The 17,477-nt window shown below is 36.1% G+C and carries 26 protein-coding genes; 10 read left to right on the top strand and 16 right to left on the bottom strand.

The genetic code is table 11. The features are described from left to right. Positions 1-47: 47 nt before the first annotated feature. The 3 genes from MLC44_RS06635 to MLC44_RS06625 are packed head-to-tail and all read left to right on the top strand — an operon-like array spanning position 48 to position 1,637. Positions 48-227, top strand: a complete 180-nt coding sequence (locus MLC44_RS06635) for a hypothetical protein (protein ID WP_151900295.1) — start codon at positions 48-50, stop codon at positions 225-227. A 50-nt stretch (positions 228-277) separates the two neighbouring features. Beyond that, positions 278-697, top strand: coding sequence for an rRNA maturation RNase YbeY (gene ybeY, locus MLC44_RS06630; RefSeq protein ID WP_346389034.1), 420 nt, complete (start codon positions 278-280; stop codon positions 695-697). 10 nt (positions 698-707) lie between these two features. Next, positions 708-1,637 carry a calcium/sodium antiporter gene (locus MLC44_RS06625; protein WP_434658854.1) on the top strand — a complete coding sequence of 310 codons (930 nt, stop codon included), beginning with the start codon at positions 708-710 and terminating at the stop codon, positions 1,635-1,637. Positions 1,638-1,639: 2 nt separating this feature from the next. Here MLC44_RS06625 and mrdA read toward each other — a convergent pair whose 3' ends face one another. From mrdA to MLC44_RS06555, 14 genes are all read right to left on the bottom strand, one after another. Next, a complete protein-coding gene (gene mrdA, locus MLC44_RS06620) occupies positions 1,640-3,427 on the bottom strand; it encodes a penicillin-binding protein 2 (RefSeq protein ID WP_418640342.1) in 1,788 nt (595 codons plus the stop codon). Further along, a complete protein-coding gene (locus MLC44_RS06615) occupies positions 3,424-3,876 on the bottom strand; it encodes a hypothetical protein (protein ID WP_151900299.1) in 453 nt (150 codons plus the stop codon). Before MLC44_RS06615 ends, mrdA begins: the two co-directional genes overlap by 4 nt. Continuing rightward, on the bottom strand, positions 3,843-4,304 hold the full coding sequence (locus MLC44_RS06610) for an N-acetyltransferase (RefSeq protein ID WP_434636197.1): 462 nt from the start codon (positions 4,302-4,304) through the stop codon (positions 3,843-3,845). Before MLC44_RS06610 ends, MLC44_RS06615 begins: the two co-directional genes overlap by 34 nt. Next, positions 4,294-4,911: a ribosome biogenesis GTP-binding protein YihA/YsxC gene (yihA, locus tag MLC44_RS06605; protein WP_434658853.1), complete on the bottom strand. Its 618-nt coding sequence runs from the start codon at positions 4,909-4,911 to the stop codon at positions 4,294-4,296. Before yihA ends, MLC44_RS06610 begins: the two co-directional genes overlap by 11 nt. Further along, entirely contained in the window at positions 4,908-5,381 is a 474-nt protein-coding gene (gene lptA / locus MLC44_RS06600; protein ID WP_346388771.1) for a lipopolysaccharide transport periplasmic protein LptA, read from the bottom strand. Before lptA ends, yihA begins: the two co-directional genes overlap by 4 nt. Continuing rightward, positions 5,382-5,843 carry an LPS export ABC transporter periplasmic protein LptC gene (locus MLC44_RS06595; RefSeq protein WP_418640338.1) on the bottom strand — a complete coding sequence of 154 codons (462 nt, stop codon included), beginning with the start codon at positions 5,841-5,843 and terminating at the stop codon, positions 5,382-5,384. Between the two features lie 67 nt (positions 5,844-5,910). Next, the gene (locus MLC44_RS06590; protein WP_151900304.1) at positions 5,911-6,405 is read right to left on the bottom strand and encodes a KdsC family phosphatase; all 495 of its coding nucleotides are present in this window, start codon (positions 6,403-6,405) and stop codon (positions 5,911-5,913) included. Further along, a complete protein-coding gene (hisB, locus tag MLC44_RS06585; RefSeq protein ID WP_346388770.1) occupies positions 6,402-6,974 on the bottom strand; it encodes an imidazoleglycerol-phosphate dehydratase HisB in 573 nt (190 codons plus the stop codon). The genes MLC44_RS06590 and hisB overlap by 4 nt, the downstream gene beginning before the upstream one ends. 2 nt (positions 6,975-6,976) lie before the next feature. Beyond that, complete coding sequence (locus MLC44_RS06580) at positions 6,977-7,759, bottom strand: septal ring lytic transglycosylase RlpA family protein (protein WP_188110062.1); 783 nt, start codon at positions 7,757-7,759, stop codon at positions 6,977-6,979. Next, on the bottom strand, positions 7,752-8,975 hold the full coding sequence (locus tag MLC44_RS06575; RefSeq protein WP_230973323.1) for a lytic transglycosylase domain-containing protein: 1,224 nt from the start codon (positions 8,973-8,975) through the stop codon (positions 7,752-7,754). Before MLC44_RS06575 ends, MLC44_RS06580 begins: the two co-directional genes overlap by 8 nt. Positions 8,976-9,048: 73 nt before the next feature. Then, complete coding sequence (locus tag MLC44_RS06570) at positions 9,049-9,825, bottom strand: TatD family hydrolase (RefSeq protein WP_434658852.1); 777 nt, start codon at positions 9,823-9,825, stop codon at positions 9,049-9,051. Further along, positions 9,815-9,985, bottom strand: a complete 171-nt coding sequence (locus MLC44_RS06565) for a hypothetical protein (protein ID WP_188110063.1) — start codon at positions 9,983-9,985, stop codon at positions 9,815-9,817. The genes MLC44_RS06570 and MLC44_RS06565 overlap by 11 nt, the downstream gene beginning before the upstream one ends. Continuing rightward, positions 9,973-11,517 (bottom strand): AAA family ATPase, encoded by a 1,545-nt coding sequence (locus MLC44_RS06560; protein ID WP_434658851.1) that lies wholly within the window; start codon positions 11,515-11,517, stop codon positions 9,973-9,975. Before MLC44_RS06560 ends, MLC44_RS06565 begins: the two co-directional genes overlap by 13 nt. Before the next feature lie 12 nt (positions 11,518-11,529). Next, the gene (locus MLC44_RS06555) at positions 11,530-12,498 is read right to left on the bottom strand and encodes an integron integrase (protein ID WP_434658850.1); all 969 of its coding nucleotides are present in this window, start codon (positions 12,496-12,498) and stop codon (positions 11,530-11,532) included. A gap of 458 nt (positions 12,499-12,956) precedes the next feature. Here MLC44_RS06555 and MLC44_RS06550 point away from each other — a divergent pair, with 458 nt between their 5' ends. The 3 genes from MLC44_RS06550 (at position 12,957) to MLC44_RS06540 (ending at position 14,658) form a co-directional block, all read left to right on the top strand. Next, positions 12,957-13,145 carry a hypothetical protein gene (locus tag MLC44_RS06550; RefSeq protein ID WP_151900322.1) on the top strand — a complete coding sequence of 63 codons (189 nt, stop codon included), beginning with the start codon at positions 12,957-12,959 and terminating at the stop codon, positions 13,143-13,145. After that, positions 13,130-13,333 (top strand): type II toxin-antitoxin system RelE/ParE family toxin, encoded by a 204-nt coding sequence (locus MLC44_RS06545; protein WP_434658849.1) that lies wholly within the window; start codon positions 13,130-13,132, stop codon positions 13,331-13,333. The genes MLC44_RS06550 and MLC44_RS06545 overlap by 16 nt, the downstream gene beginning before the upstream one ends. 248 nt (positions 13,334-13,581) lie before the next feature. Beyond that, positions 13,582-14,658, top strand: a complete 1,077-nt coding sequence (locus MLC44_RS06540) for a DNA methyltransferase (RefSeq protein WP_434658848.1) — start codon at positions 13,582-13,584, stop codon at positions 14,656-14,658. Here the strand turns inward: MLC44_RS06540 and MLC44_RS06535 are convergent. Together MLC44_RS06535 and MLC44_RS06530 are read right to left on the bottom strand one after the other, a co-directional pair. After that, complete coding sequence (locus MLC44_RS06535) at positions 14,655-15,647, bottom strand: BstXI family restriction endonuclease (RefSeq protein WP_434658847.1); 993 nt, start codon at positions 15,645-15,647, stop codon at positions 14,655-14,657. The two genes, MLC44_RS06540 and MLC44_RS06535, sit on opposite strands and share 4 nt — an antisense overlap. Position 15,648: 1 nt before the next feature. Beyond that, complete coding sequence (locus MLC44_RS06530; protein ID WP_434658846.1) at positions 15,649-15,966, bottom strand: helix-turn-helix domain-containing protein; 318 nt, start codon at positions 15,964-15,966, stop codon at positions 15,649-15,651. Between the two features lie 130 nt (positions 15,967-16,096). Between MLC44_RS06530 and MLC44_RS06525 the strand changes: the two genes are divergently transcribed. The 4 genes from MLC44_RS06525 (at position 16,097) to brnA (ending at position 17,421) form a co-directional block, all read left to right on the top strand. Beyond that, complete coding sequence (locus MLC44_RS06525; RefSeq protein WP_346388698.1) at positions 16,097-16,396, top strand: type II toxin-antitoxin system HigB family toxin; 300 nt, start codon at positions 16,097-16,099, stop codon at positions 16,394-16,396. Position 16,397: 1 nt separating this feature from the next. Further along, on the top strand, positions 16,398-16,769 hold the full coding sequence (locus MLC44_RS06520) for a helix-turn-helix domain-containing protein (protein WP_151900325.1): 372 nt from the start codon (positions 16,398-16,400) through the stop codon (positions 16,767-16,769). A gap of 138 nt (positions 16,770-16,907) precedes the next feature. Beyond that, positions 16,908-17,180: a BrnT family toxin gene (locus tag MLC44_RS06515; protein ID WP_434658845.1), complete on the top strand. Its 273-nt coding sequence runs from the start codon at positions 16,908-16,910 to the stop codon at positions 17,178-17,180. Beyond that, positions 17,161-17,421, top strand: a complete 261-nt coding sequence (gene brnA, locus MLC44_RS06510) for a type II toxin-antitoxin system BrnA family antitoxin (RefSeq protein WP_223176111.1) — start codon at positions 17,161-17,163, stop codon at positions 17,419-17,421. The genes MLC44_RS06515 and brnA overlap by 20 nt, the downstream gene beginning before the upstream one ends. Positions 17,422-17,477 lie beyond the last annotated feature (56 nt).

Here is a 17,477-nt window from a genome sequence, read left to right as displayed (position 1 = left end):
TTACCATAAGTGTTATATACTTTAGTATTTCAAACAAGGAGGAAGTTATGGAAGTATCATCTTCAACACAAACTTCATCAGGGCTGGGACAAACAGATATTATGAAAAAAGCGCAGGATGTACAGGCGCAGCAAATAGAAAAAATTATTCAGGCTGCTCAGGAGCAATCCAAACAAATGACTGCACAAAAAACCGGTGTAGGAAGCAATCTTAATATTACAGGCTGAATTTCTCCTCTTTCTTGGCAGATGTTTTCTCATCTGCTATAATTCCACTTATGATAGATATTGACAACAAAACTTCTTTTGAAGTAAACAACACGCTGCTGCAAAAAATTGCTTTAAGTATGACAGATAAAGACATAGAACTTGTCATTACTGCAAATGATGAGATACGGCAAATAAACAAAGAGTATAGAAACATAGACAAACCAACCGATGTGCTCAGTTTTCCCTATGAAGAGATGCCTATGAGTCCACTTGGAAGCATAGTTGTTTCTTATGATTTTGTACGTGAAAAAGCTGCAGAGTTCAAGCATACACAAGAAGATGAATTTACACTCCTTTTTATACACGGACTTTTACATCTCCTTGGATATGATCATGAAACAGATAATGGTCAAATGCGAGAAGAAGAAGAACGGCTCATTAATGAGTTTCATCTTCCGAAAAGTTTAATAGTAAGAACACAGGGATAGGTACTTAACAATGGATTATATTATATTTATTTCGGCAATGGCCGCTTTGATTTATGGGGCTGATTTTATCATTAAAGAGTCAGAACGGATTGCACTGCACTTTAACATTTCACACTTTGTCATCGGTGCGACTTTGGTGGCTTTTGGCACCTCTTTGCCGGAAATGGCAGCTTCTATGATGGCATCGGCACACGGAAAAAGCGATATGGCCGTTGCCAATGTCGTAGGAAGTGTCATTTTTAATATCACTTTGGTACTGGGTATTGTTTTTATGATTGCGAAATCCATGAATCCGGACAGGGATCTCTTCTCAAAAGACAGTGCCTGGGTTATTGTACCTCTGGTAATCTTTTTTATTATGACGCTCGACGGAAAGATCAGCCGCATTGACGGTGCTTTGTTTTTACTTATGATGGTTTCATATATCATATTTTTGTTTTCAAGCAACAAAGAAGAGCTTGAAGGCGAGATAGATGAAGATTTGGTCAAAGAAAAATTTAATTGGCTAAAAAGTGCTGTACTGTTGGGTGTTGGTTTTGTTTTAACAATCGGAGGCGCCAACTTTGTTGTAGAGAGCGGTACAAATATAGCAAGAAGTTTACATGTAAGTGAGTGGATTATCGGTCTGTTTTTAATCTCTTTGGGTACTTCTCTGCCTGAACTTGTCGTCTCTCTTGTCGCCGTAAAAAAAGGCAATGCCGAGATGAGTATAGGAAATATCATAGGTTCAAATGTAGCCAATTTTTCTATGGTTTTAGGAGGTGCGGCTCTTTTGAATCCGCTGAGTGTAAATCTGGCAGCTACAAAATTTGACATGCTTATTCTTGCTGCAGCCTCCATAGCGCTTTTGTTTGTTTTGGCAAACAAGCTGTACAACAAAGCCGGAGGCATTTTTCTGCTTATAATTTTAGCACTGTTTATTCAAAATTCTTTTGCATAAAATTATTTTTTCTTGATATACCCAAGTTCTAAAAGCCTGTTGTATATGTCAGAAACTATAGAACCCGCTGCATGCCCGCCGTGTCCGCCGTGTTCTACCATAACAGTTACAACATACTGAGGATGTTTATACGGTCCATAAGTTGTAAACCAGGCATGTGATCTCTTATAGTAAGAGAGTTCATGTTCCTTCTTTCTTTTCAAAATATCCTGTTTTATGCCTATGACCTGTGCCGTCCCTGTTTTGCCTGCTATTTTTACTTTTACATGCAAATAATTCGTGGCCGTTCCGTGAGGAGAATTACATACCTGATACATCGCCTTTTGGATAACAGGAAGTTTTTTCAATTCCACTTTGTTCAACACATTTTTGTAGCTGCTTTTATACTTTTTATCTCCAATCAAAGAAACAAAATGTGGAGTAGGCAGCTTTCCGGTTGCCATAAGCGCTGTTTCTCTGGCAATCTGTATAGGCGTTACAAGAAAATCACCCTGCCCGATTGCCATATTTGCCGTTTCGCCTATATTCCATATTTTATGGTATTTTCGTAGCTTCCATTCACGGGAGGGAACAACACCTATAAATTCATTGGGCAAATCTATACCTGTTTTTTTACCAAAACCATAGCGTTTTAAGCCGGCACTCATTTTTTTATTGCCCAGTACCAGGCTTCCTTTATAGAAAAAATCATCACAACTCTCCCGTATTGCTTTTGTGATGTTGGTGTGTCTGTGCCCTTTTTTCTTCCAGCATCTAAACGTTCTTCCGCCTAACTTCAGGTTTGAGCGGCAGTCAACACTCCAGTATTCATTCAAGTCCGTAGTGATATATAAAAGCCCCAAAAGAGGTTTAATGGTCGAACCTGGCGGATACAAACCGTGTGTCATTTTATTTGTAAAAGGGTGATCAAGACTTGATGAGAGTTCATCATACATTTTATAGGACATTCCGGAAACAAAAATATTTAAGTCATAATTTGGATAACTGCCCGCAGCTAAAATGGAACCGTCAACATTCATAACAATTACAGCACCTACCTTGCCTTCAAAAAGCTTTGAGATGTACTTTTGCAACTCCATATCAAGCGTAAGTTTCAGTTTTCTCTCCTCATCAGGACTTTTATAACTTAACTCCTCCACTTCCCGATTGTTGGCATTGACTTTTATCTCTTTTACTCCAGGTGTACCCTGCAGGTAAGAATTATAGTATTTTTCAAGACCTGTTTTTCCGGTGTAGCCTATGAGGTCAAGCAGAGGGTCTTTGTCAATATCTTTTTGGTTTGCACGAGAAACATAGCCTATCATATGTGCAGCAATATTTTTATACGGATAGTATCTTTTGGGTGCCGGAAGAATTTTAATGTTTTTTCGCAGGTTCAGCATAGAATATACCGGCATCATTTTTTCATATGGTATGAAATGGACAACATCTATGAAGTTGTGGTTATAGTATGAGTCTTTTTTTCTGTAGTTTTTAATAATTTTTTCTTTGTCTAAATCAGGCAGTGCTTTCTTTAAAAAAGAGACGGTGTCATTAAATTCGTTTTTATGTTTTTTCAAGAGCAAATGAGGTGCAATTTGGATTTTAAATCCAAGTTTGTTAATAGCTACAGGTCGATTGTATCTGTCTACTATCTCACCTCTGACAGGTGCTATCTGCTCATGTTTGATGGTGTTTTGCAATGAAAGCCTGCTGTAGTAACTGTTTGATTCAACGGCCAGATAGAAAACGCGCACTATAAGTGCCAGCCAGATTGATACAAACACAAAAATAATAAATTTTATTTTCATAAGAGACCTATTAAAAAGAATTCAATTACTATATAGTAAATTATATAGTAATTTATATTTGGCTGTGGCAATAAAAAAATATTTGACAACAGTGTCAGAAAAAGAAAATAACCAAGATAGACAAGGATGGCTGTCAGTGCTCGAATACAAACTGAACAGTTGGAATTTTTGGTGATTTGAGGCATAATAAATTTATACAATACATAAAAATAGACAACTGCACTCAAAAGCATATATCCGTAGTTGGCTTCAAAAACAACAAGACACAGTACAACAACAAAAACAGAGAGTGTGTCGTCATTGTCAAGTGCACGGGCAAAAAGTACATACAGAAGTGTCAGCATTGGCGGCAAAAACGGATAAATAGTGCCCAGACTGTCATACAGTACAAAAAGCACTATATAAAAGAGTGAGATTACAGGTTTTTGATGAGAGATACTTCGTTGCATATCGGGAAGTGTTTACATTTAATACAATCGGCCCAAATTTTATGTTCGGGAAGGGACTCTTTTGGAATTTCCACAAATCCCAGTCTTTCAAAAAAAGATTGCTTGTAGGTGAGACTCAGTACTTTTTGAAGACCGAGTGTTCTGCCCTCATCAACAGCGCATTCAACCAGGTTTTCTCCTATTTTCTGTCCCCGAAACCCCTCTTTTACAACCAAAGAGCGTATTTCGCCAAGATATCTTGTGTGGATGTGGAGTGCCGTAAAACCGACAAGTTCATCAGCTATAAAAGCCAAAGTATACGAACGGATATTTGTTGCGATTTCATCCTCGCTTCTTTCTAAAATGATACCGCTCTGCACTTCAGGCTGTACCAGATCTCTCATTTTTTCAATATCTGAGAGTTTCGCCTTGGTGTAGTCAATCTTCATCTGTCTTCTCTTGCAGTATTCCATAAATGACTTGAACAATTTTATTGATTCCTCTTTTTTTCGCACTTGAAACCATTAAAGCATTTGGAAACTCTTTTCGAAGTGCACTTTGCTCTTTTTGATTTAATTTGTCAATTTTTGTAAATATTTGCAGTATATATTGGTTTTCTCTTGCCGTGCTAAAAAGAAAATCACTCACTGCCGTATCTATTTCCAAATGGGGATGTCTGCAATCTATAAGGTGTATAAAAATCTTTATCTCTTCCCTGTTGGCTATATAGTCTGTCAGATTTTTTTCCCAATCATGCTTGAGAGATTTTGCTACTTTTGCGTAGCCAAAACCAGGCAGGTCTACAAACTTTGCCACAAGTTTTTCAGAAGATTCTCTGTTTAAAAAAGTAACATCAAAATAATTTATAAGCTTTGTTTTTCCGGGAGTTGAAGAGACTTTAGCCAACCCTTTGTGATTTGTCAAAGCGTTGAGCAGTGAACTTTTTCCAACATTTGAGCGTGCCATAAAAACTACTTCGTTCTGTTCTTTGGATTCCGGAGCTGCATTGACATTCGGAGCCGATGTTATAAACTTTGCCTCAACAATGTCTATCATTTTTTTTCCTTTTCGTCTTTTATATCAAATATCATAATGACAGGCTCTTTTGCAACACCTTTGGCATAGGCTTTCCCGCTTATCGCCTGCAAAATTACTTCATCACCGAAAATCTCTTTTTTCTCGTTCAGTTGTTGCAGATGTACATTTCCAAAAAAGTGATATTCTTTTTTTAAAGGCAGGTAAACGACTTTTTGTGCAACACCTCTGTAGTTTGCTCCCTCTACTGTTTTTATTACAAAAGAAGCATTTCCGACAGCTACAAATTTTGTGGGCTTGTTGTTTTTGTCCGTATATACTGTAACCTTGGAGGCGTTAAGTTCATCATTGACTTTTTTAATTCTGACATGTCCGGTAAAAACTGAAATACCTTTTTTCTGGTCGCCTCTAAACTCATCTGCTTTGATTTTAAGCTCTTGTGAAAAGAGTAGAGTCTGTAAAAAAAGTGTTAGTACAAGTAGATATTTCATCTATTTTTCCTCTTTTAATTGATATGTAGCAATAACATTTTTAGAATAAATCTTTTTTGTAATATTATTGTATTTTATATAGTCGCCGATGACTACATTGTCATTCAGGTAGGCAGTGTATTTTGTATTGCTGACTACATCTGCTGTTTTTTTATTGTAAAGTGCTTCTTGGCTTTTAAATGTCAGTCCGTCTTCTCGCACATAGACAACATGACCGCTCAGCTTGACGATTTCATTTTTATATACACCCAGGTCAGAGACCATATTTGCAATATATTTTTTCGAATTGTCGGTATAGTCCATATCTTTTATCTCATATCTCTCAGCGTATCTTGTTCCGGTGTTTCCAAGTAAAATTGTCGCCAATCCGTGAGTATCAAGTTCATACATCGTAAAATCACTCAATTCAAAGAGTGGCACATCTGTAAAATGGTGTATTTTTACATCCATAGGTTTGAACATGAAAAATATCATCAGCAAAAGCGTAATGACAAAGGTTAAAAATATATTGATATTGATTTTTTACTCCTTACACCCAGACAGATAAAAATGCTTCTTTTTGGTCATTTTCTTTCACTAAAATATCTATCATCTCTCTTACCGCACCATTGCCGCCGCTTTTTGAGAGTGTTGTATTGACAAGTTCTTTAATTGCATCATGCCCGTCACTCGGAGTAAAACTTCTCCCGGCAAGACGCAGCATATTATAGTCATTCAGATCATCGCCGATTACGCCAACCTCATAAAACTCCAGACCGAGTTCAGCAATGATTTTTCTTAGAATACTCTCTTTGTCCCGTATACCCTGGTACAAATGCTGCACTCCCAGTTCTTTGGCTCTTTTTTCAACGATAGAGGAATTTCTTCCTGTTATAATGGCAACCTGATTTCCCGTTTTTATCCAGGTTGTTATGCCAAGTCCATCTTTTACATTAAAATTTTTGCTTTCAAATCCCTCTGCCGAGTATATAAGTTTACCATCAGTTAAACAACCGTCAACATCCAATACTATCAGTTTAATCATAAAACATCTTTTGTACTTGGGATGCCGACTCTCTCATTCTTTGCCGTTGCCCGTCTGAGTGCAACAGCGACCGCCTTAAATGCCGCTTCTATAATGTGGTGTTTGTTTTTCCCGCGGCACTCTATAATGTGCATGCTTATTCTTGCGTTTAAGGCAAAGGCACGAAAAAACTCTTCAACAAGCTCTGTATCAAACTGCCCTACTTTTCCACTGACACTGAGTTCATAGACCAAAAAAGGACGATTGCTCAGATCCAAATCGCAGGAGACACATGCCTCATCCATCACAATGTTTGCACTCCCAAAACGCTCCATATTTTTTACAGGGTAAAGAGTCTGAGCAAGCACAGAGCCTAAAACAATGCCCACATCCTCAACACTGTGATGGTCATCTATATGCGTATCCCCTTTACATGTAACGTCCAAATCAATGAGAGAGTGTTTGGAAAAACTCTCAAGCATATGGTCTAAAAAGCCGACACCTGTATTAATATTACTTTTGCCTGTACCGTTGATATCGAGTGATACTGTTATATCTGTCTCTTTGGTTGTTCTTGTTTTTGTAATCATTTTTAATCCTCTCTCACTATAAATGCACCTTTGAATATGCCGTTTGCCTTGTAGTCTCTTGCTTCTTGTTCACTTTTAAAGCCTTTGAGCCAGACTTTGAACATTCTGCCGTTTGGTGTCTGCATATCTTTGATGACTGTTGTATATCCGTCGGTATTGTTATACTTTTCCTGTGTCCTTATTGCGCCGTTTATATTTGAAAAAGAGGCAATCTGCAATGCAAAACTGCTTAATTCCACACTCTTAGGTGATTTTTTCAACTGTTTTTTATTTGGTATCTTGTTTTTGCCTTTTCCTGCAAAACCAAGCACTTCAAGTGTTACAGGAGCAGTTCCCGTGCCTATCATGTCGATTTTTGAGGCTGCCGCTTTTGAGAGGTCTATGATTCTTGTCGAGACAAAAGGCCCCCTGTCATTGATGCGAACCACCGTACTTTTTCCGTTTCTTCTGTTGGTCACTCTTACAATGGTATTCATCGGCAGTGTTTTATGTGCAGCTGTCATATCCCACATATTGTATCTTTCACCGTTAGATGTAAACTTTCCGTGAAAATTCGGTCCGTACCAGCTTGCATTGCCTCGGAATCTGTCTCCGACACTTACGACAGTCGGATAGTACCGTTTTCCGTGTACCACATAAGGACGCATCGTCGGATGTGAATATTTTTTCTGACTGTATGCAGGGCTTGAGTATTTATGATGTATGTAGCTGCTCGGTCCTCTTGTGCTGCATCCGCTTGTAAACAAAGTAATACCAAGCACCGATAAAAAAAATATTTTATTCATACAGCTTCAACCTTTCGCCGACCCGAATCAAAGATCCTTTGATGTTGTTTTGTGCCCGTATGTTTTTAATGCTGATTTTATGGGCTCTTGCGATGGAGCCTAAAGAATCACCTTTTTTTACCATATAATAATGCGTACTTTGAAATTTTTTGTGTTTAGTGTTTTTGGCTATGGGAATGACAAGCTTTTGTTTGATTCGTAAACGGTTTGTGCGCAGTTTGTTGAAATCTTTAATCACCTTGTACGAAACACCGTATTTTTTGCCAATACGGGAAAGGTTTTCTCCCCGTCTGACTACATGTATCTTGTAGATATTCTGTATGGGTTCCTGAAAATACTTTTGCTTGTATTCTGCGAGTTTGATATACGGTATATATACATCGTATCCATCTGCATATGGCGGAACAAAATCATATTTTAAATGTCTGTTGAGCTTTTTCAAATCTTTTAAGGGAATATGAATAAGTTTTGAGAGTCGTGCCAAGGACTCTCCGCGAGGCAGTTTCACGGTTGCAATCGAGTAGGCGTTTGCACGATTTAAAAGGTACTCATACTCACTGTGCAGCATATACTGCTCGTCACTGCCTATCAGGGCAAGGGCAACAATTTTGCGGATATAGTAGCGGCTCTCTCTCGGGATATAGTGTTTTTTAGGATTGAGTAAAACAGAAAGTTTGTCTGTTTTTGCCTTTCTAATTGCCTTGCTTAACGCACCGCCGCCACAGTTATAGGCAATGGCAGCCAAATACCATTTTCCAAACCGCTTATGCAGTGCCGAAAGGTATTTTGCCGCCGCTTCGGTTGATTTGATCAAATCGCGTCTCTCATCTACATACTCGTCAATTTTCAGATGAAAAAGTTTGCCTGTTGCGGGCATAAACTGCCACAGTCCGGCTGCTCGTTTATTAGAATAGGCCTTTGTGTGAAAATTTGATTCAGCCATGGCAAGATAGAGAAACTCCTGAGGAACATTGTATTTTGAGAGTGTACTCTTAATGGCAGGAATAAACAGATAGGCATCTTCCATCGCCTTGAAAAAATGTTTGTCTCTTGACAATGTTTTTGCTTTCATTCTGTTCATTACAGGATCATACAAAAATGACGGTTCTATATCAAATGAGTCCAACAATGCCAGTTCTTTGTTGTAGTTTGATTCATACGTCAAATTCGCCAAAAGAAGAAACGGGAAACACAAGGTTAATATATATTTAATCATAGACAACTTTTTAATTTTAATTTATGCTATTTTAGCCAAAATTCTATTAAAAAAAGTTGTAACCACAATAATATTAAGAAATATGAAAGAGTTTCAGGGCATTTCCTGTGGTCAAATTTTCTATTTCCTCTCTTGGAATCTCTAAGATTTCTGACATTTTCTGTGCCACAAGAGTCGTATAAAGCGGTTCATTTCTCTCTCCTCTGTGCGGTGTAGGCGTCAGATACGGACCGTCTGTTTCTATAAGGAGTTTCTCTTTTGGTATACGTGGTAAAATATTGACGAGCTTTTTGGCATTTTTAAAAGTCAAAACACCGCCTATGCCAAAGTAGAAGTTTTCATTTGCCAAACTTAAAAGCTCATCGTCGGCATTGAAACAGTGCAGCACACCACCCACTTCACCTGCATTATGCTCCAGCAGCAGCATTTTTGCATCATGCGAAGCGTTGCGGATATGGACTATCAAAGGCTTTTTGTGTTTTTTGGCAAACTCTATCTGCGCTGCAAAAACCTTTGCCTGCGCCTCTTTTTCCTGTGCTTTTTCTGCATCACTGCCTTCAAGACGAAAGTAATCCAGCCCGCATTCACCGATTGCCACACATTTTTTATGTTCCACGTACTTTTCAAAGCAGGACATATCAAAACCCTCGATATCATACGGATGCACACCTATGGCAAAATAGACATCTTCATAGCGTTCCGCAATGCTGATAGCTTTTTCCAAAGTACTTACATCCGCTCCGGGAATGATAAAACGCTTCACCCCACCCTCTCTGGCACGCTCCAACACCGCATCCAAATCTTCATCATACCGGTCATCATCCAAATGTATATGTGTGTCAATTATCATTTTTCTTTTCTCTTCTCTTCTTTACATGTAATATGTTTCGTATCATTAAAAATATAAAAAACACAGAAACCAAAACAGAACCGCCTGCAAGGAGTGTATTGCCTGCATTGTAAAAACTGTATGCCAAAAACAGTCCTACAATTGAGATCACGAAACACATCTGTTTGCCTCCAACAGCTCTTTTGCAAACTTTTTGGCTTCACTCGAAACAGTTTCTCCACTGATGATTCTGGCTATTTCATCGACTCGTTCGTTCATGTTCAGCTCTTTTGTTTTTGATATTTTACCATCTTTATAGACCAAAAAGTGCTGATTTCCCATAGAAGTAAGCTGCGGCTGATGGGAAATCACAAATATCTGAAAATGTTCAGAGAGCTGTTTGAGAACTTTTGCCACGCTCATAGACTCCTCACCGCTTAGATTCGCATCTATTTCATCCAGCATCAACACCCCGCCATTGTTGCTCATAAACTCTGACTTTAAAGCCAAAACTGCCAGACGGAGCCTGTTAAATTCACCCGTACTTATTTTGGAAAGTTCCGTGTCATTGAGTTCAATCTCCAGCTTGTCCTGTCCGTAAAGGTTGTATGATATTGTGCGCATGTGGATCTTTGCATCTCTTAAATACAAATTATGCAAGTAGCGATTTAAGTCTTTGACAAAACCCGGCAAAGCTTTTTCACGGCAGGAACTCAATGCATCGGCAAGCTCTTTAACTTCTGCAGAGAGCTTTTCATACCTTGTATGCAAATCGTTTTTTGCACTTTCAATATTTTCATATTTTACAAGTTCAAGCTCTTTTTGCTTTTTATACTCCAGTGCCTCTTCTATGCTTCCGTACCTGCGTTTGAGTCCGCTTAAGGCCTCTATACGGTTCAGCACCTCCTCCACATCAACATCATCCAATGCGCTAAAACGCTCCTGCGAACTCTCCAAGATACTTCGCAACTCATTCATGGCATCATCAAAAAAACTGCTCGATTCATCCAAAGCTTCCAGGGCGGATGAAACCAAATGCTCGTAATTGAAAATCTCATTTGCCGACTCTATACTGCCTAAAACTTTCTCTTTTTTTGAAAGCGCTTTTTTAATTTGCAACAGTTCTTCATCTTCGCCTATAACAGGGTTTATGTCTTCTATTTTTTTTATCTCATATGCTGCAAACTCTTTTAACTCAACAATTTTTTTCTCTTCTTCTTCTATTACATGTAACGCTTTTTTCACCTCTTGATACTCTAAAAAACTTTTTTTATAGGACTCTTTTAGCTTCACGATTTTTTGAGATTTGCTCCCTGCCCTTTTATCTAAAATATCAAGCAGGTTTTCATTTTCAAAATCGCTGAAATCTTTTAAACTCAAATGACGGAGATACTGAGATGCAACCCGACTGAGAGATTTGCGAGAAAGGCTTTGGTTGTTTATAAAGTAACGGGACTTTTCTTTTTTGATGTGTTTAAATACATTGATATCATCATTTTCAATGCCGCACTCCTCTTCGTCAATCGTCCAGGTAACACTTGCCTCACAAACAGAAGCATCACAAGACGCACCCCCGAGCGATGAAAGTATAGACTCCATAAGTATAGACTTCCCGCTCCCGCTCGGACCGGTAAACACAACCAGACCCGATTGCAAATTAAGCTCCGCTTCTTTAAAACTCAAATAATCTTTTAAATAAAATCTCTCTATCATTCTTTTGCCTTTTTAAAAGTCCAAAGGACTTATGAGTTTTGCTTTGTTCATCTCAGAAACTACATGAGTATAAATCATAGTAGTTTCTACAGATTTATGCCCTAAAAGCTCTTGAATACTTCTTAAGTCTATGCCTGCTTGCAGTAAATGAGTCGCATAACTATGTCGAAATATATGTGAAGTCACACGTTTATTTATGTTTGCTTTTTGTGCTGCTGCTTTTATATTTCTGCCTAATGTTTTTGGATGAATATGGTGCCTTCTAATCGTATCACTCCGAGGGTCTTTTGAGACTTTAGTCATAGGGAAAATATATTGCCACTTTGTTTTAAACTTTGCTTTTGGAGATTTTCTTTCATAAGCATGAGGCATGTATACAGAGCCGTATCCATCCTTTATATCTTTAGCATGTATGCCTTTAACATAGTCAATTTGTGCAAAAAGTCTTTGCTTTATTACTTGAGGAAGAGGAACTGTTCTATCTTTTAAACTTTTAGAATTCCATATATAAAGTTTATCAAATCCAAAATCTATATCCTTAATCCTTATATTTAATGCTTCGCTCATTCGTAAGCCACAGCCATACATAAGATATACTATAAGTTGATATATCCCTGTCAGATTTTCTAAAATTTTCTGTACTTCATCTTTGGTTAAAACAACTGGTATATGCTTTCTTTCTTGTGCTCGTAAAGCCTGAATATTTTCATTTGACAAGTCTATATCTAAAACTTGAGTATATAAAAATAAAAGTGCAGAAAAAGCTTGATTCTGTGTAGTAGGACTTACTTTTCTCTTAACTGCCAAATAAGTTAAAAATTCTTCTATCTCATTCTTGCCCATTTCAACGGGATGCTTTTTTTTATGAAAAAATATATACTGTTTTATCCAGCCAGTATAAGACTGCTCTGTTTTAATACTGTAATGCTTAAATCTAATTTTTTCACGAACCAAATCAAGTAGTTTTTTCTTCATTTGCATAATAACTCCTTTAGAACTAGACAGACATTATGTCCTTTCTCTACAGTTTATCTTTATTAGAAAGACATTTTGTCCAACTATTAGACTATTTTTCAGTAAAAGGTACATTTAGAATTTTTACAATAGTAGCTCTTTTTTTGTTTTAAACTAATTTTTATTGCAAACTGTCATATTTTTAAAAATAGAAAGACAATTATCATGTCTCACTATTTTTGTTTTTTAAGGTTTATGTGTATATAATGTCTCCTATTTAATAGTTATCCGCTCACTGCGTGACCGGATAACGGGGGCGCGGGTTGAACACCCGCTAGTCATCTGTCGCACAGCGCCAGATAACAAGCGGGAGGAATGAGCAACAACATCAGAAAATAAATTTTCAGATGTCGCCGTCATTCACCCGCGCCCCCGTTATACTAAAAAAGAAGATATGTTATAATACAAACAAAAAAGGAGAGTACATGGTAGCCGTAAAACAAGAAGCACAAGAGATGATTCAAAATCTTCCTGACAACTGTACTTATGAAGATATTCAGTATCACCTTTATGTTGTAGAAAAAATTAAAAATGGCATTAGTCGTGCTGAGAATGGTGAAGTTTCATCGCATCAAGATGCAAAACAAAGAATGGATAAATGGCTTTCACACTAGAGTGGTCAGAAGAAGCTCTTGAGGATATTGAGTCAATTGCAACTTACATAGAAAAAGATTCCCCAACCTATGCTAAATCTGTAGTTTCAAAGTTTTTTGAAAAAGCAGAGATATTACAAGGATTTTCAGAACTAGGGCGAAAAGTTCCTGAATTTAATGACACAAAAATTCGAGAAATTTTTGTTTAATAGTTATAGACTTATCTATAAATTGAATGAAGATAGTATTTTGTTTGTGGCAGTAGTTCATGGAAAAAGACTTCTTGAAAATCATCAACAAAGTATAACAAAACAGAGTAGCCAATAAATACCTAGCGGCAATTTATTGGCTATCTTCAGTCGTTATGTTACTAAAATATTTATTATTCTTTATTGACATTTAAATATTTTTACTGTAGACTATAAGTCACTTAATAAGCACAGGAAAATCACAAAATATGATGTCATCAAGAAAACAGGACTTTCAAAAGATTAAAAACACAATAACATCGTATATTCATACTGAAACAGAGTCATCAATTGTTGCACACGGAGATTCTTTAGAAATATTAAAAACAATTCCAGACAATACCATATCATTAATACTAACTGATCCACCCTACCATGCAACTAAAAAGAAAAATATTTATGGAGATACTTTATTTAAGAAAGATGAGCATTATTTGGAGTGGATGGCTTCTTATGCTAAAGAATGGCGAAGAGTACTTAAGCAAAATGGATCATTATTTTGTTTCTGTGATTCATCTATGTCTGCACGCCTTGAGGTATTATTTTCATCTAACTTTAACATATTATCTCATATTGTTTGGACAAAACCAAATGAACCAGGATTTGATGGTTGGAAAGGTAAAATGAAAAAAGAGTCATTACGACAATGGTATGCTCATTCAGAACGAATAATATTTGCTGAACCAGCTATTAATGGTAACCTCCATCGCTCTCCATTTGGGGAGTTTCTACGAAATATGCGAAAACAATCAGGTCTTTCAGGACATCAACTAACTGAACTTACTGGTGCATATGGAAAAGTAAATCATGGGGGTGCTGTTTCTAACTGGGAGGCTGGTCGTAATACACCAAGTAAAGAACAATATGAAAAAATACGAAAGGCAATTCTTGATACAAAGAAAGTTGACTATATGCCCCCTTATGAAGATGTTATAAGAGTTTTTAATATTGATGGAACAAAAGAGTTTACTGATGTTTGGACATTTCCATCAGTCAAATCATATAAAGGAAAGCACCCTGCCGAAAAACCATTAGATATGTTAAAACACGCTATAGAAGCAACTACATACCAAAATGATATTGTATTGGACTGTTTTGCCGGCTCAGGAAGTACTGCAATATCAGCACTTTCATTGAATCGTAAAAATATATCAATTGAAATTGAAGAACACTGGGTAAATAAGATTTCATCTAGAATAATAAATTTTCTAAATAATGACGAGTTCTTGAAATTAAATAAATTAAATGAAATCCCTATTACTAAAATACAAGAAAAATTATTCTAACTTTCAAAATAACCTTGTTCAATATTTCTTTGAAGTACATTCTTCATCCAATCAATTGTTTCATCGATACCAGAGTCTTTTACAACAACATTGCAATGATGGTGTCCCCAGCCTAAATTGTAAGGACGGTGGTTGTATTGACCATATCTTAATTCTTGAATGTGGAATAGATTAATTTCTGTAACTGTTAAGTCATGCACTTCCCTTCCAGTTGCTTGTACTAATCTATTAAAAAATCCGTAAGCAGTTAATGGCTCTAAACATAATGGACAAATCGTTTTATTCTCATTATTTATCATTCTTGCATCAATTAAACGCTCATAATCTAATAAGCCTTTTTCTTCTGCTTGTGAGAAACAATCTTCTTTTCTTTTAATAGCATCATCTTCAGACATCCCAAACTCCATAACAACTTCTAAAGAATCAGAACATAACCAGAATATTATTTCTAACTGTGTACGACAATCTTCAATCCTGTTTTTTGTTGCATACTCAAACAAACGGATCCCTGCACCTTTCATACCTGTTGTATTGAAACCTCTTGAAATTTTACCACCATTATCTATTGATGTTGTGGCTGCAATTCTAGCTACATATTGTCCGCCTAGCGGTGCTTCTCTATTGTTAGCGGGAAACCATCCTAAACTTTCAGGGTTATTAGAATCCCAATCTGAACGAATTTGATAGAATATAAGAGCATTTTCTCCTAAAACTAACTCTTTTAATTCTAAATCATTTTCTATATTTGGATTTTCAAAATACTCCTTTGGTGTTATTAAAACAATAAATCCATTAGTAAATGAATCCTCTCCTGCAGGAGGTGAGCCAATTTCATCAAACAGATGATATGGAATAAGAACAGTACTTGAACGAGATACACGGTTTTGATATATAACATCATCATCCGCTCCTCTTGTTTGACCTGTTTTATAGATTTTTCTGTCTAAAAGCTGTGGTAGTTTTGGTGGACGTGTTTTCTTTTTTGCCAATTTAATTTTCCTTTCTTGTTTGTATACTTTTGTTTAAATCTAAAAGAAAATCTGATATATTAATCTCTAAGGCTAGAACAATAGATTCTAAAGAATCAAGTGTTATATTACGAACACCTCTTTCTACTCCAGATATATATGTTCTATCTAACCCAGCCATATTTGCTAAGTCTTCTTGACTTATATTCTTTTGTTTTCTGATTTTTCTTAAAGTAATTGCAACATTTTTTACTAGTTCTTTAGACATGAAATCTTTTATCTTTTCTTTTTTAGTTATAATACCATTTTGATGACTATTAGTACACGGACTATAAGTCACATAACAAAACCTCGTAGCCAATAAATGCCCTAACGGTCATTTATTGGCTAGAGTCAACCGTTAGCATCCTCAAAAATTTCATCTTACATAATTTAAGTTCTAAAAATGGGAACTATGTTATAATTCGTCTATGAGAATAATTTCAAAGAAAAAACTAAAAGATTTTTACGAGCAGCCAAAATACACAGACTCTAAAAATCCTTTAGAAGCTTGGCATAAAGAGGTTCTGAAACTTGATTGGAATAATCCAAATGAAGTAAAAGAGATGTATCGAAGTGCTAGTATTATTGGAAATGAAAAAGTTGTTTTCAATATTGCTGGAAATAAGTATAGACTGATAGTTTCAATAAACTATTATGCAAAAATTGTTTTTGTAAAATTTATTGGAACACATAAACAATACGATAAAGTTAAAATGGAGGATTTATAAGATGAATATTAAACCAATCAAAAATGAGCAAAACTATAATGAAGCACTGCAAAGAATTGAAAATTTAATGAGTGCCAAACCAAATACACCAGAGATGGATGAACTAGAAGTCTTAACAACTTTAGTAGAGGCTTATGAAGAAAAACACTATAAAATCGAAGCACCTGACCCAATAGAAGCTATTAAGTTTAGAATGGAGCAAGAAGGCTTAAAACAAAAAGACTTAGTTTCTATTGTTGGAAGTAAATCTAGAGTATCTGAAATTTTAAATAAAAAAAGAAAACTCACTATTGAGATGATAAGAAATTTACATAAGCAGTTGCACATACCAGTAGAAAGTCTTTTTTTAGACTACAAGACTAACTGTGCTTAAATGCTAACAAAACAAAGCTGAGCCCTAAACGTGCCACTCAGCTTCGCCGTTAACTCTCCACAAAAACTTTCAAGACTTGACAAACATGGTATAATTAAAGTATACTTTTTATACTTAAAATACAAAAAAAGGATTTATGTGAAATTTGAGTATGATGATACGAAAAGTCAAATCAATAAAGAGAAACATGGCATAGATTTTGTAGAAGCTCAAAAGCTTTGGCAAGATGAGGATGCACTTGTTGTTCCTGCTAACATTGTTGATAATGAAATTCGCTATGCACTCATCTCAAAAATACTCACAAAATGTTTTGTTGTAATATTTACTATAATAGAAAACACAAATAGAATTATTAGTGTTCGAAGATGTAGGAAAAATGAGGAGAAGAATTATGAAAACAATAACTGCTAAAGAGTTTGATGAGAAGTTTGATAATGGTGAAGACATAAGTGAATATCTTGATTTTTCACAAGCTACCAGACCTAATGCTCTTAAAACAGATACAAAAAAAGTTAATGTAGATTTCCCACAATGGGTTATAGACTCTTTAGACAAAGAAGCAAAAAAGATAGGTGTAACTAGACAGTCTATCATTAAAGTTTGGATAGCTGAAAGGCTTAAAGAAGAAACTAGGCACTTACAAGTAAGTTAACAAAACAGAGTAACCAATAAATTACCTGGCAGAAATTTATCGGCTATCTTCGACCG

The organism is Sulfurimonas sp. NW9, assembly GCF_051132275.1.
GTDB classification, from domain to species: Bacteria; Campylobacterota; Campylobacteria; order Campylobacterales; family Sulfurimonadaceae; genus Sulfurimonas; species Sulfurimonas hydrogeniphila.
Note: the sequence above shows the minus strand (reverse complement) of the source record. Positions and strands in the feature narration are given on the sequence as shown.

Excerpts from the sequence above, each read along its gene's own strand:
- MLC44_RS06565 (WP_188110063.1), bottom strand. The coding sequence starts at position 9,985 with ATGTGTTTCGTGATCTCAATTGTAGGACTGTTTTTGGCATACAGTTTT.
- yihA (WP_434658853.1), bottom strand. The coding sequence starts at position 4,911 with ATGATAGACATTGTTGAGGCAAAGTTTATAACATCGGCTCCGAATGTC.
- MLC44_RS06570 (WP_434658852.1), bottom strand. The coding sequence starts at position 9,825 with ATGATAATTGACACACATATACATTTGGATGATGACCGGTATGATGAA.
- MLC44_RS06575 (WP_230973323.1), bottom strand. The coding sequence starts at position 8,975 with ATGATTAAATATATATTAACCTTGTGTTTCCCGTTTCTTCTTTTGGCG.
- MLC44_RS06590 (WP_151900304.1), bottom strand. The coding sequence starts at position 6,405 with ATGATTAAACTGATAGTATTGGATGTTGACGGTTGTTTAACTGATGGT.
- mrdA (WP_418640342.1), bottom strand. The coding sequence starts at position 3,427 with ATGAAAATAAAATTTATTATTTTTGTGTTTGTATCAATCTGGCTGGCA.
- MLC44_RS06625 (WP_434658854.1), top strand. The coding sequence starts at position 708 with ATGGATTATATTATATTTATTTCGGCAATGGCCGCTTTGATTTATGGG.
- MLC44_RS06615 (WP_151900299.1), bottom strand. The coding sequence starts at position 3,876 with ATGCAACGAAGTATCTCTCATCAAAAACCTGTAATCTCACTCTTTTAT.
- lptA (WP_346388771.1), bottom strand. The coding sequence starts at position 5,381 with ATGAAATATCTACTTGTACTAACACTTTTTTTACAGACTCTACTCTTT.
- MLC44_RS06560 (WP_434658851.1), bottom strand. The coding sequence starts at position 11,517 with ATGATAGAGAGATTTTATTTAAAAGATTATTTGAGTTTTAAAGAAGCG.
- MLC44_RS06555 (WP_434658850.1), bottom strand. The coding sequence starts at position 12,498 with ATGCAAATGAAGAAAAAACTACTTGATTTGGTTCGTGAAAAAATTAGA.
- MLC44_RS06610 (WP_434636197.1), bottom strand. The coding sequence starts at position 4,304 with ATGAAGATTGACTACACCAAGGCGAAACTCTCAGATATTGAAAAAATG.
- MLC44_RS06635 (WP_151900295.1), top strand. The coding sequence starts at position 48 with ATGGAAGTATCATCTTCAACACAAACTTCATCAGGGCTGGGACAAACA.
- MLC44_RS06545 (WP_434658849.1), top strand. The coding sequence starts at position 13,130 with ATGGCTTTCACACTAGAGTGGTCAGAAGAAGCTCTTGAGGATATTGAG.
- brnA (WP_223176111.1), top strand. The coding sequence starts at position 17,161 with ATGAAAACAATAACTGCTAAAGAGTTTGATGAGAAGTTTGATAATGGT.
- ybeY (WP_346389034.1), top strand. The coding sequence starts at position 278 with ATGATAGATATTGACAACAAAACTTCTTTTGAAGTAAACAACACGCTG.
- MLC44_RS06540 (WP_434658848.1), top strand. The coding sequence starts at position 13,582 with ATGATGTCATCAAGAAAACAGGACTTTCAAAAGATTAAAAACACAATA.
- MLC44_RS06550 (WP_151900322.1), top strand. The coding sequence starts at position 12,957 with ATGGTAGCCGTAAAACAAGAAGCACAAGAGATGATTCAAAATCTTCCT.
- hisB (WP_346388770.1), bottom strand. The coding sequence starts at position 6,974 with ATGATTACAAAAACAAGAACAACCAAAGAGACAGATATAACAGTATCA.
- MLC44_RS06525 (WP_346388698.1), top strand. The coding sequence starts at position 16,097 with ATGAGAATAATTTCAAAGAAAAAACTAAAAGATTTTTACGAGCAGCCA.
- MLC44_RS06580 (WP_188110062.1), bottom strand. The coding sequence starts at position 7,759 with ATGAATAAAATATTTTTTTTATCGGTGCTTGGTATTACTTTGTTTACA.
- MLC44_RS06520 (WP_151900325.1), top strand. The coding sequence starts at position 16,398 with ATGAATATTAAACCAATCAAAAATGAGCAAAACTATAATGAAGCACTG.
- MLC44_RS06595 (WP_418640338.1), bottom strand. The coding sequence starts at position 5,843 with ATGTTCAAACCTATGGATGTAAAAATACACCATTTTACAGATGTGCCA.